11 protein-coding genes are annotated in these 19,182 nt (G+C 34.6%); all 11 read right to left on the bottom strand.

Annotated elements, in window-relative coordinates:
* The 11 genes from ACXHHC_RS15860 to ACXHHC_RS15810 all read right to left on the bottom strand — a co-directional run bounded on the left by ACXHHC_RS15860 (nucleotide 1) and on the right by ACXHHC_RS15810 (nucleotide 19,087).
* Nucleotides 1-744, bottom strand: coding sequence for a ThuA domain-containing protein (locus ACXHHC_RS15860; protein ID WP_458227349.1), 744 nt, complete (start codon nucleotides 742-744; stop codon nucleotides 1-3).
* 3 nt (nucleotides 745-747) lie between these two features.
* Nucleotides 748-2,313, bottom strand: a complete 1,566-nt coding sequence (locus tag ACXHHC_RS15855; RefSeq protein WP_458227348.1) for a sugar porter family MFS transporter — start codon at nucleotides 2,311-2,313, stop codon at nucleotides 748-750.
* Between the two features lie 714 nt (nucleotides 2,314-3,027).
* Entirely contained in the window at nucleotides 3,028-4,560 is a 1,533-nt protein-coding gene (locus ACXHHC_RS15850) for a sulfatase family protein (protein WP_458227347.1), read from the bottom strand.
* 131 nt (nucleotides 4,561-4,691) lie between these two features.
* Nucleotides 4,692-7,742 (bottom strand): glycoside hydrolase family 2 TIM barrel-domain containing protein, encoded by a 3,051-nt coding sequence (locus ACXHHC_RS15845; RefSeq protein ID WP_458227346.1) that lies wholly within the window; start codon nucleotides 7,740-7,742, stop codon nucleotides 4,692-4,694.
* Between the two features lie 16 nt (nucleotides 7,743-7,758).
* A complete protein-coding gene (locus ACXHHC_RS15840) occupies nucleotides 7,759-8,439 on the bottom strand; it encodes a glycoside hydrolase family 78 protein (protein WP_458227345.1) in 681 nt (226 codons plus the stop codon).
* Nucleotides 8,436-11,390, bottom strand: a complete 2,955-nt coding sequence (locus ACXHHC_RS15835; protein WP_458227344.1) for a T9SS type A sorting domain-containing protein — start codon at nucleotides 11,388-11,390, stop codon at nucleotides 8,436-8,438. The genes ACXHHC_RS15840 and ACXHHC_RS15835 overlap by 4 nt, the downstream gene beginning before the upstream one ends.
* Nucleotides 11,391-11,395: 5 nt before the next feature.
* On the bottom strand, nucleotides 11,396-12,826 hold the full coding sequence (locus ACXHHC_RS15830) for an arylsulfatase (protein ID WP_458227343.1): 1,431 nt from the start codon (nucleotides 12,824-12,826) through the stop codon (nucleotides 11,396-11,398).
* Nucleotides 12,827-13,010: 184 nt separating this feature from the next.
* Nucleotides 13,011-14,516, bottom strand: a complete 1,506-nt coding sequence (locus ACXHHC_RS15825; RefSeq protein WP_458227342.1) for a sulfatase — start codon at nucleotides 14,514-14,516, stop codon at nucleotides 13,011-13,013.
* 1 nt (nucleotide 14,517) lies between these two features.
* Nucleotides 14,518-15,423 (bottom strand): sialate O-acetylesterase, encoded by a 906-nt coding sequence (locus tag ACXHHC_RS15820; protein WP_458227341.1) that lies wholly within the window; start codon nucleotides 15,421-15,423, stop codon nucleotides 14,518-14,520.
* 12 nt (nucleotides 15,424-15,435) lie between these two features.
* Nucleotides 15,436-18,126, bottom strand: a complete 2,691-nt coding sequence (locus ACXHHC_RS15815; RefSeq protein ID WP_458227340.1) for an outer membrane protein assembly factor BamB family protein — start codon at nucleotides 18,124-18,126, stop codon at nucleotides 15,436-15,438.
* 136 nt (nucleotides 18,127-18,262) lie between these two features.
* Nucleotides 18,263-19,087 carry an SGNH/GDSL hydrolase family protein gene (locus tag ACXHHC_RS15810; RefSeq protein ID WP_458227339.1) on the bottom strand — a complete coding sequence of 275 codons (825 nt, stop codon included), beginning with the start codon at nucleotides 19,085-19,087 and terminating at the stop codon, nucleotides 18,263-18,265.
* Nucleotides 19,088-19,182 lie beyond the last annotated feature (95 nt).

The raw sequence follows: 19,182 nt of genomic DNA, 5'->3' as shown, positions 1-19,182 counted from the left end.
CTATTCCCTTGTATCATCTTTTGCTACATAGCACAAAGCATTCTCTATTAGCTTTTTATAGGATGTATTTTGAAATGTCTCTTTGTAATATCCAGGCATAATATAGACTACTCTTGATTTTTGATACTCATGAGTCCAAGCTACCACCTTAGAAACGTCTTCATGATTTACACCTAACAAGGGATGAAGCCCTTCTGCCATCCATATTTTGCCACAAAAAGCATCTGTTAACGTAAAACTATCTAAACCTCTAGTAACTGGGTGACTCTTATCCAAAACATTTAGCTCTAAGGTTATTTTTGGACTATACACAGACCTCTCTTCTACATTTGGTGTGTAGGGCTTTAAAAAATACTTTGCTCCTAGTATATTATGATACGTATCCCAATGCGGATAAGACGAAATTGTAAAATTTAGAAAAACAATCCCTACTCCTTCTTTGGTAAGGTTTAAATACTTCTTTTTATTATTAAAATACTCTTTATAATGTTTATTCTGACTTAAAAACAACACTGCTTTGTACTTTTCTTTTAGCTCACTGGTTTCCATTTTAAAAAAATGCGAAGGCATTACCAAATCCGCCTTAACCCCAGCTAAATCCAAACACATATTTTCAAAATCAGGAGTATCATAATAATGCCCTCCACGAACTACCAAAACGGGTAATTCTTTCTCTTTTGATGAATTACAAGAAAACACCAAGCAGCAAACGAAAAGTAAAAACAGCTGTTTTAAGTACTTCATTTATTAGTGCTTCACTAATTTTTTCTGAATATCTTCTATACTTAATCCCTTAGTCTCTGGTTGTGTTTTAAATAAAATAACCAAACCTACTACTCCAAATAAAGCGTAGAACAGGAATACAGAACTCGCCCCCATGTTTGCCAACTGCCAAGGAAAGAAAAACTGAACTAAAACACTGGTAACACTTGTAATTAATGCAAACATTGGAATTGCTATTCCTCTTAAAGAAATTGGGAAAATTTCGGAGAACAACACCCACAAAATTGGACCAAGAGAAAAGTGGAAAGCTGCAATAAAACTTAAGACTCCAAACAAGATTAAATTCGCATTTAATTTTGCTGCTTTCTGAATAATTGCACTTGAATGCTCTTTTGCTTTCAATTCGCCAAATATGTTGATCAACTCCTTTTTAAAATCAGAATCGCTTTTAAACTCTTTGTCTACTATAGCTTCTAGTTTTTGATAATCTTCTATATGATTTAATTCTTGAACACTCTCACTAGACAATGTATAACGAGCCTCATAGAAACCATAAGAACAAACTCCCAAACTCAACACCAACCATAACAATCCCCAAACTGTCATTGGTCTTCTACCAATTTTATCTATTACCAACAAAGCTAAAATGGTAAATCCTAATCCTATAACTCCTACCCATATTGCTTGTACAAAAGCAGCATCTGTACCCATTCCTAATTGCTCAAACACTGTTGGAGCATAAAATAAAATCGCATTAATTCCTGTTACCTGTTGTACAATGGCAATGGTAACCCCAATAATCAGCGTTAAACGCATTGGTTTTCCTACAATTTCTTTTAACTGAACGAATAAAGAAGGACTTTCATCTGTTTGAGAAACACTCTCTTGCATTTCTGCTATGTGTGCATCAACATCTACATCGGGTTGTACTTTTTGTAAAATATTTTTCGCTTCACTAATTCTACCTTTTAACACTAACCATGACGGACTCTCAGGAATAAAAAACAATAAAACCAACCACAATATTGCTGGTAAAATTTCAGATCCTACCATCCATCTCCAAACATTATCTTTAACTCCAAGAGAAACTACCCAACTAGCATCTGCTTCTACTGCATGAATAATTATATAATTGATAAAGTAAGCAGCAGACAATCCAACAACAATATTAACTTGGTTTACAGAAACCAACTTTCCTCTCCATTTAGGTGGTGCAATTTCTCCAATATACATTGCTGCCAAAGACAAGGAACAAAAAGCCATTCCTCCTAAAAAACGTGCACAAACTAAAGTTATGTAAGAAGGAGCGAAAGCAGAACACAAGGCAGAAATCAAATACAAAATAGCAACTAACTGTAATGCTTTTTTTCTTCCAAACTCATTACTTAAATACCCCGCTAACGGTAAGGCAGGCAATACCCCCCAACCTGGAGCACTCATTACCAACCCCAATTGCCAATCGTTTAGAGAAAATTCTTGGGTGATGAAATTCACTGTCCCAGACATCACTGCAGCATCCAATCCGAAAATAAAACCTCCCAGTGCTACAATTCCTGCATACACAAATGCATTTAACTTGTTACTCCCCATTTATAGTTTTTTTATATAATTATTAAAAGTCTGTCAATTTCGTGATAGTTTTTCTAAAAAACACTATCTCCGCACTCTATAATAACTGAACAATACCAACTATTACACATATAGTGTCTAATTTAACACAATCCTGCTACTACAACACTACAGTAAAAGAGTTCTCTTAGACTAATTATCTATGATTTTATTGTTTGCCATTTATTTAACAAATGCAAAACCGTAAAAGAAAACTACATCAATCAACAGAAATTGAGTGAAGAAAAAAATGCTAAAGTTTTAGAGTTAAAGCATAAAAAATGACTTCTTATGCTTTACAGTTGATTCAAAAAGAAGAATTGATATTAAAGAAAGACTATCTACAATAGATAGTTTTGATATAAGAGCTTTTAATAAAGCACCAACAAAGATAAAAGGAAATAAGAACTTAGATTGGTAAGAATTCAATGCTCGCTTTACTACTGTAAGCAAAACGTTTTTATCAGATCTTATCAGAAAGAAATCTACCCAGAACTTTCTAGAAAAAACCATCGACTATTTTCTTTGGCTCCAATAAACTTATCTAGTAAGAAAATTTTAACGGATAGAGAAAATACCTCCAAGTATAGATTCCGAAAGAAAATGGTTTTTGAGAAAACAGACGACCTCTACCCAGAAATTTATCAGCTATAAAAAAAGCTCTTTCAATTGACTGAAAGAGCTTTTCTAATTTTCTTATTTCTTAAACTGATCGTATTCAGGATTGATTTTTGCGTTTTTAAAACGCGGTACATCTTTCCATAAATCAAACGTAGCTTTTAATTGAGCTGCAGATTCTTGCCCTTGTGCCTTATCACCTGTCTCTACTACCCAATTCTCTAAAACATCTTGATGTTCTTTTAAAACGGCTGCATATTCAGGATTCTCTGCTAAGTTATTCATTTGGTGTACATCGTTTCTTAAATCATACAATTCATGTACAGGTCTTACTCCAAACCAATGCTTTTCTTGATACTCTGTTAGAATACCATCTTTACGAGCTTTCTTAAAATCTACTACTACAGGTCTATTATCTCTATACCCAGCTTGCAACATCGGTCTTTCTGGATAGTAATTTTTAATATATCTAAAGTTTTCAGAAACTACTGTTCTAATTTTATCAATCGTATAATCACATCTATCTCTTGCTCCAATTACATATTTAGAACCTTTAAATTCTTTAGAAAATAAATCTTGTCCTACTAAATATTTTGGCATTGTAGCTCCTCCTAGAGACAACGTGGTTGCCGAAACATCTAATAAAGAGACCAAATTATCTACAACCTTACCTTGTTGAATAACAGGGTGTGTTCCTTTTATAATTAAAGGAACTTGCATTCCTCCTTCGTAACAAAATTGCTTATGTCTTAAAGATGTTGGGCTTCCGTGGTCTGAAAAGAAAAATATAATGGTGTTTTCCAACTCTCCATCTGCCTCTAATTGTTGTAAAATGTGTTCTACAGTAACATCAGAACCTCTGTTGGCATTGTAATGTCTTGTCCATGCTTTTCTTTGAGAGGGTATGTTTGGAAAATACGGAGGTAAAGGCACGTCGTTTACAGCTAACTTTTCTCCTTTTCTTACATACTTGTCGTCTTTTTTTCCACCATCAATTTGTACTTGTCCAAACCAAGGTTGGTTTTTGTCTTTTCTGTCGCTCCAAACGTATTTTTTAACCCCTTTAAAATCAATCGCAAAATTCCCTTGCCAACCATTCATTCCTGCTACATAATCTTCTTTGGTTCCTACATCGTACAATGCTCGTCTGTTATAGTGAAAGTTATAATCGTCTTTACCACTATTAAAAGTAAAATACCCTGCTTCTTTCATTAATTCAGGAACTGTTTTCATTCCTTTTGGTAACAAAATTCGCAAACTATCTGGCACTACTACTCCATTGGTAAATCTACTAGATCTATGGTTGTGTGTTCCTGTAGTGGTTTGCATTACTCCAGTAAGCAAAGCAGATCTACTTGCAGAACATACAGGAGCTGTTGCATAAGCTCTTTTGTACAAAACTCCTTCTTTTGCTAATTGATCTATTACAGGAGTATGTCCTGCATTTATAGAATCTCCATAACAACCTAAATAAGGAGACAAATCTTCTGCAATTATCCACAATATATTAGGTTTTCTTTCTGTCTTAGACTTCTTCTCTTTAGAAGAAGAACAACTTACAACTATACTACAGACAAGTAACAAGCTGTACACAATACCTCTATTTTTCATATTTTTAAATGTTCTAAAAACTATTTCTTGCAAAAAAAATACTTTTTAACCATTTGTATTGTCCTTGTCCATAAATGAAAAGCACTCCCTAGTCTATAGAGAGTGCTTTAACTTTTAAAAGCTTGTTGTTCCTATTTAATAAATATCTCGTCTATTCCTACACCTTGACCTTTTACCGTCTCTATTTTAATGGTATTAGCTCCCCTTAGCAACTTAATTGGTAGCTTTACCTTATTCCAAGATCTAAAATTATTTCTAGTATTTCTTAAAAATAACTTCTCCTGTACTACCTGTCCATTTACAGTTACTTTTATAAAAGTTCCAGCAGCATCTTTGGCAATTCCACTGTAACGAATATACATCCCAGCTTTACCATCTCCACCATCATTTTCATAATACCACTCAACAGAAGCACCTTTTACATTATTCAACCGAACAAAACCTTTCCCTTTAAAATTAACCCCTTTTTTAATAGCCTTTGCTTCATATAATGTTGCTTCTTCTGCTTGTTCACCTGCAACCTCTACTACCTTTTCATCTTTATTCCAAGTAAACCCTTCGTCTGCAGCAAAACGCTCTTCTAGTATCTGAATGGGCTTACCATTTAACACCAATAAAGCTTTTACTGTGGTTCCTAACTCTACATTAAAACTAGAAGTGTACAATTTAGATTTTGTAGTTGGCTGTTCCCCATTAGTTGTGTAATAAATTTGAATAGCTGCTTTTTGTTTTTTCCCTCTCAAATTGATGATACCCGTATCTATACTCACTTTTTTAGAAGTAATCAACCTTTTTTCTCCCAAAATACAAGCTGCTAACAAAGAAACAGGAGCATCTGCATTGGTCGACTCTATATATGCACGTGTTAAACCATAAAAAGCATTTCTATGGTTTGGTCCTACATGTTGCTCTACATCCACTGGGCTTCCATTGTCTAACGACTTAATTCTTCCAGCATCTAGTACATAAAAATAAGTTCTGTTTTCTCCATAAGGATAAAACTCTCCTTTGGCATCTTTGGTCGTTACTCTAATTTGGGCAATATCTCCTTCTTTCGCTTCTAAAGCCGTTCCATCTACAGATAAGTCTATTTGAGACGGACTATCCGCAGTTCTAATTACTTCCTCAGAAACTACTTTTCCATTTTTATATCCTACAGCTTTTAAGGTTCCTGGTTGCCATTTTACCAACCAATCACATTGCATTTCATCCCATTTTTTTCCTGGTTTATCTTTCCCTAAAGATGTTCCATTAAAGAATAACTCTACCTCATCACAATTAGAATATACCCAAACTGGAATTTCAGTACCTAAAGCCACTTTGGGATGTGTCCAATGTGGTAAAATGTGAACCATTGGTTTACTTGTCCATTGACTTTGATACAAGTAAAATAAATCTTTCTCAAAGTTTGCCATATCTATAGCTCCCCCCATAAAAGACTTAAACGGCCAACCTCCTTGGTATTTTGCCTCTCCAATATAATCGTACCCCGTCCACCTAAAAGAACCTGCATGATTTGGAATGTCTCTAATCTGTTGAATATTTCTTCTAGACGTTAAACGCACCATGGCATTGTCGTAGCTAGACCTAAATCTTTGTTTTTCATTAGACCTATCTGCAGTATCTATCCAGTCATTTGTAAACACTTCTTTCTCCGTTAAATCTGGACATTCATATGGTTTTTGTCGCGCACTTGGATACCCATCTCTAAACCAAGTCTTAGTTCTGTAGAACCCTCTAATTTGCCATGTATGCGTATTTTCTGTTCCTATAAAAACTCTTCCTGCTTGTTCATGTGCTAACTCATTCTCTAAAAAACCTTTTTTCTCACTATGCCCATTCATTCCTAACACATCCATATGTTCGGAACCAGAATGTCCTGACGTTACAGGTCTAGTAACATCTAATGAATGACACAAAGCAACTAAATCTTTAGCAACCTCTCCTTTGGTTTCGTTTCCTACACTGTAAATAAAGACGGATGGATGATTTCTATCTCTACGAATCCAATCAGTTACATCTTTTCGCCACCATTCATCAAAACTATGTGCTCCATAATCATTTGGTGCCTTTCTTACCCAACCATCAAAAATTTCATCCATTACAATCATTCCCATTTCATCACACATGTCATAAAAAACAGGAGTTTGTGGATGATGTGCTGTTCGAATAGCATTCACCCCCATATCTTTTAATTGTTGAATTCTAAAACGTAAAATCTTATCTGGAACTGCTGCTCCTAAAGCTCCCGCATCTTGATGATTACAAACCCCTTGTAGTTTTACATTTTTACCATTTAACCACATTCCTGTTTCTGCAACCCATTTGATATCTCTTACCCCAAAACGAGTCTTTACCACATCAACTACCTTTCCTTTTACAAGTACCTCCGACACAAGTGTATATAAGTATGGATTTTCTACATCCCAAAGTTTTGGATTTGTAATTTGAAATTCATCACTAACAGTAACAACATCTCCTAAGTTAATTTTAGCTTTTGATGAGTTTTCGGCAACCTTAGTTCCAGTAGCATCTAAAATTGAGGTTCTTAATTTAGCTTTTACTTTTTTCGAGACACCTTTCATCTCAATTTCAGTTACAACACTTACCTTATTTCCATCCGTTTGAACTAAAACTCCATCTCTTACAACATGAGTCTTATTTTTAACATCTATCCATGTATCTGCATAAATTCCACTACCAGTGTACCATCTTGCAGAAGGTTGCTTATCGTTATCTACTCGAACAGCAAAGGTTATTTTATCTGATTTCTGTGCAATATCACTAATATCATAAGCAAAAGATATCCAACCATAAGGCCTATCTCCTAACTTTACTCCATTGGCCCAAACCGTACTATTCATAAAAACTCCATCAAAAGCAATTTCTATGTGGTTCCCTTTCCAATCTTGTGGTACTGAAATTGTTTTTCTATACCACCCAAAACCAGCGGGTAAATATCCACACTGATCTCCCATAGGATGTGTTTCCTTATATTCTCCTTCTATACTCCAATCATGCGGTAAATTCAGTATCCTCCAAGAAGCATCGTTAAAACTAACAACCTCAGCTCCTTTTACATCCTGCTGAATAAATTTCCATCCCTTATTAAAATTAATGTGCTCTTGTGCATAACTAAATACAGTAGTAACTAACAATAATTTTATAAACCAATTCCTCATTCTTTAAATTCTTCTTTTATTGAACATTAAAATTCTTTATTGGGCTTAAAGCCACTCCTCCATTTGTATCTTTTGCCGCTATTCTCCAGTAATAAGTTGTAGCTGCACTAACAGTAGCTGTATAGTCTTTAAGCGACTGTTCTTCTGATACCAATACTAAATTATCAACATCAGTTCCTAAATACACATCAAAAACTAACACATCGCCTGCATCCACATCGGAACCATCCCATTGCAAATTAAGACTTGTACCAGACACCTCTTCCTCGTGCTCTGGACTTATAATAGTTGGTGTTTTTGGCAAATGGTTCGTTACTGCATCACCTTGTGTATAAAATTGAAATACTGACGAATATTCACTCTCGGCTTCTTCACCAACCGCCTTAACTCGCCAATAATAAGTCGTAGCCTTTTGCAACGACATAGTTGTATTAATAGTACTGATAGCATTTTTACTCTTTACAATAGCAGAAAACTGAGAATCTGTTGCTATTTCTATTTGATACGTTTTAGCCTCATTACTTTTATCCCATGCAAACTGAATATTTTCGTGATCTAAACAAACAAATTGATTGGTAGGCTCTTTTAACGTGGGCACTTCTACAATTATATCATCAATACTATCTCCTCCTCCCTTATTCTTTTTACAAGAGAAGATTAACAATAAACAACAAAAATAAATTACTCTTTTTATCATCTTTTTATCACTTTTACCATTACCGATTTACTTCCTTTTATTTTAGCCAAGTACACTCCTGCAGTTACATCTGAAATATCTACATGTACTCTACTTGCCTCTTGTTTTGTTCTCACTTTTTTAACCAATTGAGATTTCATATCAAACAGCTCTACTAGCACCTCATTAGATTCATCTCCTACATGTACATAAAAAACACCCGATGTTGGATTAGGATAAGCAACACTTAAACTACTTAATTGTTCAACAATAGTCCCTTCGCATTCTTTCGATGTTGTCAACTCAATCACATCCCCAGGATTTGTTTGTAAAGAAAATTGTTTTTCTAGTGTACTTAACACCTCTTTATCATTCACACGAACATGATATGGTGCGGTTCCTTCTTCAAAATTCACAAATAAAGTTGTCTCTTTTTTAGAAGTTGTTGCCACTATATTTTCACTTTCAGCAATTGTAAATTCGTAACATTGCTCTTTGCCTAAATCTACATTTTCTATACAAACACTATAACTACCTGGTGCTATATTGGTTAAAGAAGTAGCTTTAGTAAATGTTGTAACTTCCCCATTAAGAGTTACTTTATAAGCACCCGTTTTTTCTGCTGTTATTTCCAATGCACCGTTGTTCGCATCAGGACAACTTTCTCCTATAGATTTTAAGGTATAATCGGTTTGTACATCCCCCAAACTTTTAACCTCTAAAAACAACACCTGCTCGGGTTCCATTTCTAAAGTACTTCCTAAAGTTTTTCCATCTAACAAATTAACACAAGCTACACTTCCTGTTAAACCATTCAACTCAACAGTTATAGTAGCTCTTGTTTTACCAATATTTACAATACTAACAATCTCCCTATTATCCGCAGTTGTTATAGCTCTCCAATGACACCCTTTAACACCAATACCATTACTTTCTGTTACACTTACATTTGGAAATCTATTTTGAAACGCTGCTACTTCTAAGGCTTTGTTTGTAATTGCTTCTTGAGTTGATAATTGAAATAAAGAACCGGTTCCTGAATTTAAAACGGTCGTATGGTTTCTTCCGTATTGATCTTTTTTAAGACTTATAGCATCTGTAATTACTGTACCTCCTTGGTCCAAATAAGCTTGTAAAGCTTCTAACTCTTCTAGAGTTACAAACTCCGTATCATACACCAAAATCACATCCCAATCTGTATTATCTTCATTAAGGATAATGTCTTTTGTAGCAAAACCTAATTGCAGTCCTTCAAAAAATAAAGACTCGTATAAATGAAATATTTCATCCATATGCCCTGCTTTATTAATAGCAGTGGTCTGAGTATCGAAAATTCTTATTGATTTTCTTAAATTTTGGATTTGATGTATCTCTTCTGCATATGAGTTTATATCCATCATGGTTGCAGTAACCTCGTTAACTACCCTAGGTTGCTGATTGTTGGAACCTCCATAACCATTCCCTGCTCCATTTCTTATAGATCCATCTTCTCTTCTTGCCCAAAACCAACACTGATCTACATCTAAACCATGCAAGTGAGACAACCAATACACCATTCTAGCATACGATGGTTTTTGATACAAATCTCTAGATTTTACCGTGGATAAAAAATGTGTTTCAGAATTATACATCATTTTATTTGGACTTACACTGGTATAAAAGTCATAAGACATGGCCATCTCTCTCCATTCAAAATTATACCTATCTTCCCATTCTTCTTTACCACCCCACATATAGTTATTATGAGCACCAGCATCGTTCCCTATAATATCGCTCTGACGTGTTAAAGCCTCCATATCCAACCCATGGTCTCCTGCATTATTTGACCAAAATTTTGGGATTAATTTAATATGAGTTTTCGCTACAGGGTCGTATTTTTTCACCTCGCTTTGCAAAAAACCAAACCAATCGGTAATTCTATCCATATTAAAGCGTTGCCAATCGTACCACTTTGGTGTTCCCTGCAAACCTCTTTCTATAGGCACTTCTATAGTTACACCAGAAAAATCAGTAAAACTAGTTCCCCATAATGTATTTAAATTCGCGATGGCTCCATGCTTTTCTTCTAACCAAACTCTAAACTTTTCCTTGGTATACTCCGAAACAGGTCCTGTAGCCCACACCTTTTTAGTTCCTTCTTTGGCTGTAATAAAATGAGGTTCATTGGTTAACATATACCCTAACTGCGTATATTTCTTCCCCGTCATTTTAGGTAAAGTCTCGCTAAGTAAATATCCCCACATTTCTCTGGCTCCAGGATTATCTACATCATACGCAGTATATGTATCTTCCCTCATTTTAAAACCTGGTCCATACTTTGTTTCTGCCCAATCTGACACATTGGAATGATTTAAAAACACACTCCCAAAGGTTCCCGTAGTTTTTGTATTTAAATCATTTAAAATCCAACTTTTAACACCTCCCGAAGCATTGTTTACATGGGTTGGTGCTAAAAAGAAACCATCCTTTGCACCAAAGTATTCATTCAACTCCGGAATGTAAGGTTTCCAAGTATAATCTGTTAAGAATACAGGTTTTCCATTGTGTTTAACCGCATTTCCCTCTATAGTAATTTTTGACCAGTCTATAATTGGTGTTTCTTTTCTTACAATCTCACCAGAAATTACTTTTTGAATGGTTGCTATTGCATCATTAAGCATGATGATGATTTCATTTCTTTCAAAATCTGGTAAATCATTCGCAAATTGAGCAGCATTGTCTTTATACCTAGCTACCAATTCAAAATACTCCGTATTTACTGCTACATTGTTTTCGTCCCAGTTGGCATACTTTAAAAACACCTCAGCCACCCTAATACTCATTTTTTCTTTGGTAACATCCAAACCTTTGTCTTCTGCCTGAGTAATATACCCCGACAACTCTAACATTTTGGTTCTAGCTGTATCTTCTAACTGAGCAAAGACAGAGGTAGAAATCAATAAAAACAGTATCTTAAAAATAATCTTTTTCATATTTCTTAAAATTCAAAGAATTCACTCTCCTCTCTAGCTGTGGTCATAATCTTCTCTATTTGAGCAACTACTTCTGGATTGTCTCCAGCAACATCCATCGTTTCACCAAAATCCACCTCTAAATCGTACAACTCAATTCTAGATTTCTTAGCACTTGCTTTATAGATAACTCCTTTCCATTTTCCCAAACGAACTGCTTTTCTACCCCCTTTAATATTGTACTCCCAGTACATATATTCATGCTTTTTTTGTCCATCCTTACCTAATAAGGTCGGTAAAAAAGAAATTCCGTCACTTTGTTTTGGAGTATCAACATCTACAATATCTGCCAATGTTGGCATTACATCCCAAAACGCAGAAACATGATCCGTTTCTAAACCTGGTTGAATTGCCTTTGGCCAAGAAACAATAAAAGGGGCTCTTATTCCTCCTTCGTATAAATCTCGTTTAATCCCTCTTAAACCAGCAGTACTGTTAAAGTACTCCGGATTAGCCCCACCTGCATGATGTGCTCCATTATCACTGGTAAACATTACAATCGTATTGTCATCAATTTCCAACTCTTTTAACTTCGCAACTATTTGTCCTACATACGCATCCATTCGGTCTACCATAGAAGCAAAAACGGCATACGGTGTTTCCTGACTGCAATATTTGTAGTACACCATGTTAGGTCCGTAATCAGACGAATATGGATGATCTTTATAAGGAACCTCATCAAACTTTCCCAAGTACTTTTGTAAAATGGAATCTTTTGGAGAAATTAACTCTGCATGCGGCAATACCAAAGGCACATAAGCAAAGAACGGCTTGTCTTTATTTTCCTCTATAAATTCTAAAGTCTTCTCATGAATTTTATCTTGTGCATATACCTCAGTACTTGTCCAATCATTCCCTTTTAAAGAATCTATTTTTTGATTATGATTTAGATATGTTGGATAATAACGGTGAGCCAATTTTTGGTCATTGTAACCATAAAACTCATCAAAGCCTTGGTTATTAGGATCTCCTTCTCCAAAACCTAATCCCCATTTACCAAACATACCTGTGGTATAACCAGCACTCTTTAACATTTCTGCTATTGTAACTGAATTTGACGGCAATGGAACCTGACCTCCATGGACTTTATCTTCTAGGTTTCCTCTAATAGGAGTATGTCCTGTATGCTGCCCTGTCATTAAAGAAGATCTTGACGGTGCACAGACAGCTGCCCCACTGTAATGTTGCGTAAACTTAATTCCGTTTATCGCCAAAGCATCAATATTGGGAGTACTTATTTTTTGTTGCCCGTAAGTACCTAAATCTCCAATCCCTAAATCATCTGCCAAAATGTAAATAATGTTTGGCTTCTTTTGAGTCTTAAACTCTTTTGTTTTTGATGTTTTACAGGATGCCAGTCCTAACAAAGCAATTACAACTATTTTAAATCCGTTCATTTTAGTGTTATCTTATTCTTATGTAGCTAACGAAGTTCTTAAAAGAGTACACATGGTCTGTATGCAAGCATTTATATTTTGTGCTTTTAAGTTATTAACAACCTTATCTAAACAAATAACAACACTATTTAAACAGAAGAGCCTAAGTAAAAAACTTAGGCTCTTCTGTTTGTCTGCTAAAAAGTTACTCTAACTCACTTAACTTTCTTTGCTGTTTTATGGTTGGATCTTGATCTGCATCTACATAATTCTTAGGCTTTCCATAATGTTCTTTTTTAGCTTTGGTTCTTTTCTTTGGCACCCATTTTTTCAATTCAGCTATTATTTTTCTATAGGATTTATTCTGAGCTAAATTCTCCCATTCTCTTGGGTCCTTCTTTACATCGTACAATTCCTCTGCTCCAGAAACGTATTGAATATAATGATACTCTTCTGTTAAGACAGAAGTACCACTACTAGAAATTGTTACTCCTGGATACTCCCATTTTGACTTAGGGTTTTTTAATAATTTAGAAAAATCATGCCCTTCTATATTTTTCTTTTTAGGCAAATCACAAAGGCTTACCAAAGTTGGATACATATCCAACAAACTCACTGGTTTTTCACAATAAATCGTCTTTTTCATTCCCGGTACTCTTACCATTAAAGGAGGCTTTACCGCTTCTGACCATAAAGTATTTTTTAAGTAACGTAATTTCTCACCCAAATGCCAACCATGATCTCCCCATATCATTACAATGGTATTATCTGCATGTCCACTTTTCTCCAAAGCATCCATTACCATCCCTAAACATCTATCTACAAAACTAATATTTGCCAAATAAGCTCTAGTAGCTTCTTTCCCAAGATTATGCTTCTTTATCCATTTGTATTCTCCTGTTGGTTTAAAAAGCTTCTTTCCCTGAGCGTTTGTAATATCTTCTAAATCACCTTCTTTTACAATGATATCTTCAATTTCATTTACATCATACATATCAAAAAACTCTTTAGGTACAAACCAAGGCAAATGAGGCTTTATAAAACCTACCGACATAAAAAATGGCTTATCAAACTCTCTATCTAGCTGTTTTGTTGCCCAATCTGCTACTGCATAATCGACTGTTTCCTCAAAAGAATCTTTAGTAGGTCCCCAACTTAACTTACTGCTTTTATCTTTGTATTCTGGACTCTTTTTTCCATTGATTATTCCTGCCTTAGAAGACGTTATAAACTTACCTGCAGCTTTATCGTTGTTATATCTTCTACCTCTTGCAAACTCATCGTAAGCCCAAGCTCCAAAATCTGTCATTCCATTCTTGGTACCATGTTTATGGAATATCTTTCCATTAGACAGTGTGTGATATCCGTTTTTAGAAAAATATTCTGGTAAAGTAGCGTTGGTTTTAACCACATCAGAATATACCATATCATGTGCATTACCATAAACTCCCGAAGTGCTTGGTAAAAACCCCGATAGAATCGCAGAACGAGAAGGTCCACAAATAGGAGCTGCACAAACCGCATTTTTAAATACCATAGCTCCTTTCTTGGTAAACTTATCCATATTTGGAGTAATGGCTTGTTTGTTTCCACCCAAAGGTTCAATCCAATCGTTTATATCATCAATCGCAATAAATAGTACGTTTGGTTTGTTCTGACTTATTCCTAAAACAGGAATTAGAAATAATATTATAATTCTTAATGCTTTCATTTTAGTGTTTCTTTAGTCTTATCAGTTCTTTGGCAAATGCAATTCCTAATCTTTTTTGTCCTTCTGTATTGTAATGTACATTATCGCTATGCTTAGGATAATCATCCCAAGGTGGACCTACTTGTGTTTGTATCATACTTATAGCATTTGCAGTATTTTGCACACGCTCCATTGCACTCCTTACTCTTTTAGCCCCATCTTTAACTCCATATCTTGAGTTTATTTGACCATACACAAAAGGCATTTTTTCTGCTGCGAACTCTTTTCTATACTTTGCTATTAGTTTGTTTAAATTTTCTTCATAAGAATCTGCAGAAACATCCAACAAACCGTCATTTTCACCTTGCATCCAAGCCATTCCCACAACCTTATAAGCATAGCCTTTTTTCTGTAATAGTTTTAAATTTTCTTTAATACTACTCATATGGATTTCGCATAAATTCCAGCTTTGTTTCCTTTCTCCCTTCTCTATTAATTTTGCTTTTTCAGCAGACCAATCCGGATTCCATGCCCCATACAAAGCAGTTCCGCCTTTGGCTTCTTTTATTAATAAATACTTTTTATCAGGATTGGCCTCTGCCAACGTTAAACCAACAAACAACTCTGGTCCAAAACGTTTGGTGAAATTGTATTTTTTGCTGGGTCTATTCTTAAAATAACTTAACGGTTTCTGTTCTGTATTAGATTGACTTACCCATACTCTGTTGGATACTTTTTCTGTTCGTTCTTTTGTAGCTGCATCTAATTCATCATAATTTCCACCACCTGCCATATTAGACTGTCCTGCTAAAAGTACCACATGAACCACTTCGTTTTCTTTAACAGCAGTAGCTGTATTAGGAACCAATCCAGCACCACAAATAAAACTACATATAACAGCAATTAAAAAAACATGCCTTTTTTTCATCTATCTTATTTTTTAAAATTCTAAATCTATGAATTGTAAAGAACCAGCCAACACCTTTGTATTGACCTTTCCTTTAACAATCTTTACCTTTTCTTTTGATAAAATATCCACAGCACTCTTTGGTAACTTTCCATTAAAGGTTATTTCTACATCTCTATCTTTGGGCTCTATATACCCTGGATCTACTAAAATAACACGAACGTGATTTTTATCGATTCTTACCGCACTCCAAGAAGCTCCCTTTACCACAACTGGTAATTTAGACTTTCCTTTCGCTACAATTTCTTTAAACTCCTTAGCATATTCTTTAGCAGTCACTAATTCATTAGCAACTACTCCTTTAGAACCATTACTTACACTATACGAAACTCCACTCTTTTCCAATTTACTAGCATACTCAATTGGAGCAATTGGCACCATTCCATTAGGCATTACAGGCATGTAGTTTAACCATCTATAATCTACACCCAAAGCTATTTTAGAATAATCGTGTTCTGGAATATTGGTTCCTGCCCAATGCATTTGCGTTACAGAAAACACATCTTCATCATCCGTTTTTTTATATTGTTTCATTGAATGATGATTGTCTATGGTATGAATTAAATGAGCATCTACCTCTTTAATTAAATGCCAAGAACCAATAGATAAAATATCTTCTTTCTCTACCAATGGTAAAGCTCCAGACTTCATCAACCCAAATAAAATATTTAACCCATGACCTTGTGTAAATGGAACATCTGCAACCACTCCGTGCTTAGCTCCATAAGCAGCCATCATTACCCCTTGTCTTAAATAAGGAGAAATTGAGCATTGCCCACCCGGACTTAACGGTCTCCAACTTGTTGGATTATCATCAATTAAACGCATGGCAAAATCATCTACATAACCCGCTACAAACATCCCCACTCTTCCTGATAAATTTACATCTTGAGTTCTGTTACTTGTATCTTCTGATGCTGGAGCAAGAATGTCGTTGTATTTATTAGAAAAAAACAATTCTTGCCAAAGCGGTAACTTATTGGTTAAGCCCCAAAAAGTATTTTTATATCTAAAATACAGCTTTGCCCTGTTTTTGTTTTTTCTGATGGCTTTTGCCAATCTTGGCACATATTCTCTAACAAAATGTTGTACCCTTGGATCTTCTACATTATCCATCTCTGCATATACAAAACCTCTACAGGTGTTAGGAGCTACTTCTAAAATTTGCTCCAAAGTTTCTATCTGAATATAAAACGGATCATTACCATGACCTGCCCAAAAAGTAAAGTGCTGACCCGTTTTTTCATACTCTTTTGCTTTATTTACAATAGCTTCTCTAGAATCTTGATACTTTCCTCTTTTATCTTTCTTTAAAGCCGTTTTTCCAATCTTAGCTACCAATCCAGACCTTTCTGTTCCTTCTTTTGGTGCTTTTTGAATTACAAATTCTACTTCGTTTCCTTTTAACTTTTTAACTTTTGAATCAATCTTTTTACTCGTTACCATTACCCAAGACTTGTCCGATTTCTTTTGATAGCTTGGCATTTTAAAATCTAACATCTGTTTGTACAACAAATTCAAGTTCTTTTCTACTTGAGCCATTGTACCTGCAATCTCATGTGAAGTAGATAGCCACGATTTTTTTTGAAGATTAAAAGCATACACTCCATTTCCTCCATCTACTTCTCCCGCAGCAATTAATTGTTTTGACTTAGGTGCTACTGTAAAATCACTAAACACAATTTCATTTCCTTTTGCATATCTTGTTCCCAACTTCTCTAACAGCTTTCCCTGTAGATTTAATCGATGCGTAAATCCACCATACTGAAACATAATTTCATCTTTTACAGGCAACAAACAAGTTCCTTTTACATTCGCATATCGCTGTAATTCTTTTCTCGTTCCCTTGTAATTTACAATCTGGTTTAAATTTGAATCTAAAACAATAAATACGGGAGTCCAACTAACATCTCCAAAGAACAACACATCCGAGAAACCATCTTTATTAATATCTGCAACCTCAATATCTGTAAGCATTGCTTTGTTTAACTCCTTGTATTTAGATTTTTTATAGCTAAGCTCCTTAATTTCAGTTTTAGTACTTGCGTCTAAAATCCCTAAATACTCCCATCGGAATTTATCATGTGCATAAGTCATTAAAAACAGATCTTGCTTATTCTTACTCGCAAAATTCCCTGCCTCTATTTTTCGTACGACTCCTTTAATTTTTGTAGTACTGACTAATGCTCCTTTAGCGTTTAATTCATACAACTGATAATCGTTACCTCCTGCAAAAATTTGAACCGAACCATTATTTACTACAGCTATTTCTGAAAAACGAACCTTGTGATCTGAAGAAAATTGCCATAACAACTTTCCTGTGCTAGCCCAACAATAAATGGTTCCATTTGCAGAGGCTGCTAATAAATCATCATTGCTATCTCCATCTACATCCGCAGCTTCTATTTCAAAAATTACCGCAGGTGTTTCTATTTTAGCACTCCATAGTTTTTCACCATCCAATGTATAACAACCAACACCATCGCTTAAACTAGATACAAACAAGACCTCTTGTCCTTTAACGGTTCCTACAGTAGCATTTCTAACCGTAGTTTCTGTAACATTAAAACTAGCTGTAGAAGTAGCCGCTTTAACCGTACCTACGGTTAAAAAACTAAGCATTATACCAATACAACTACCAAAATATTTTTTAATTTCTCTCATAATTTAATTTGAAGTTAAGTTGTATAATAGGACAGTGAACAAACTTTATAGTTTAACGCTTATTGTCTTTATGAGTCCATATGTTGTATGGATACATTAATTTCTGCAAGCATCAAATTGAATAAACAGCAAAAAACTACTGTAACCTCTCTTTTAAAAACTTAACTGTTTCATAAGCTATTAAATTATATCCCGTAGAATTAGGGTGTCTATCAAAGTACCAACCCTTAACATGTCCAAAAACTGGATCTAAAGACATGTCGTTCACTTTTACAACATAACCATCTGGTTTTTTACCCCAACCCTTTCTATAATAGGTATAAGGTTTTAACCAGGCATGGTATTTTTTAGGAATTTTAGACAAGTAGCACTGACGAACATTCAAACTATTCTTTCCATTGGCTTTTAAATAATTATTATAAGGAGTAAAAATATCTAATACTTCTAATTTTTCATCTTTCGCAATTTTATATATCTGATCGTTTACTTTTATACATTTTTCTGGTGGCATAAAACTAGTAATTGTTGCCAAGTACAAAATAGCCTTTGGATGATCCTTACGTAATTGCTTTATCAAAGCTTTCATTTGTAAAGGATACTCTTTATTAAAATCTTTACACTTAAACCAATCGTTAATTCCCATTCTTAAAAAAATATAATCTACTCCTTTTTCATTAGCTATTTTTTGCTGATAATGCTTACTCCCTATCAACCTCTTTGCGGTTTCTCCTCCTTTACCTGCATTTACAACCTCTAGTGCAGACAAACCTTCTACCTGAGCCAATTGCTCTATCATTTGCTCTAAATGTGGACCTTCAGGCTTTACCTGTCTAGGCATGTTTCCTATAGTAGTACTATCTCCTACTAATAAAATTTTAGTTTTTTTGTTTTGCTGACTAAAACTGATAGCAGTTATCAATAAAAACAAAGTAATGGCCAATCTACTCTTAGTATTTTTCATGATTTCTTTATTTATGAATTTGTTTCTAACAAAGCAATTCAATTTTAGAACTCCTTTTATCCAAAAAAATAATTTTATTGTGCTTCTTCATACAA

It is taken from the genome of Wenyingzhuangia sp. IMCC45574, assembly GCF_054182685.1.
Note: the sequence above shows the minus strand (reverse complement) of the source record. Positions and strands in the feature narration are given on the sequence as shown.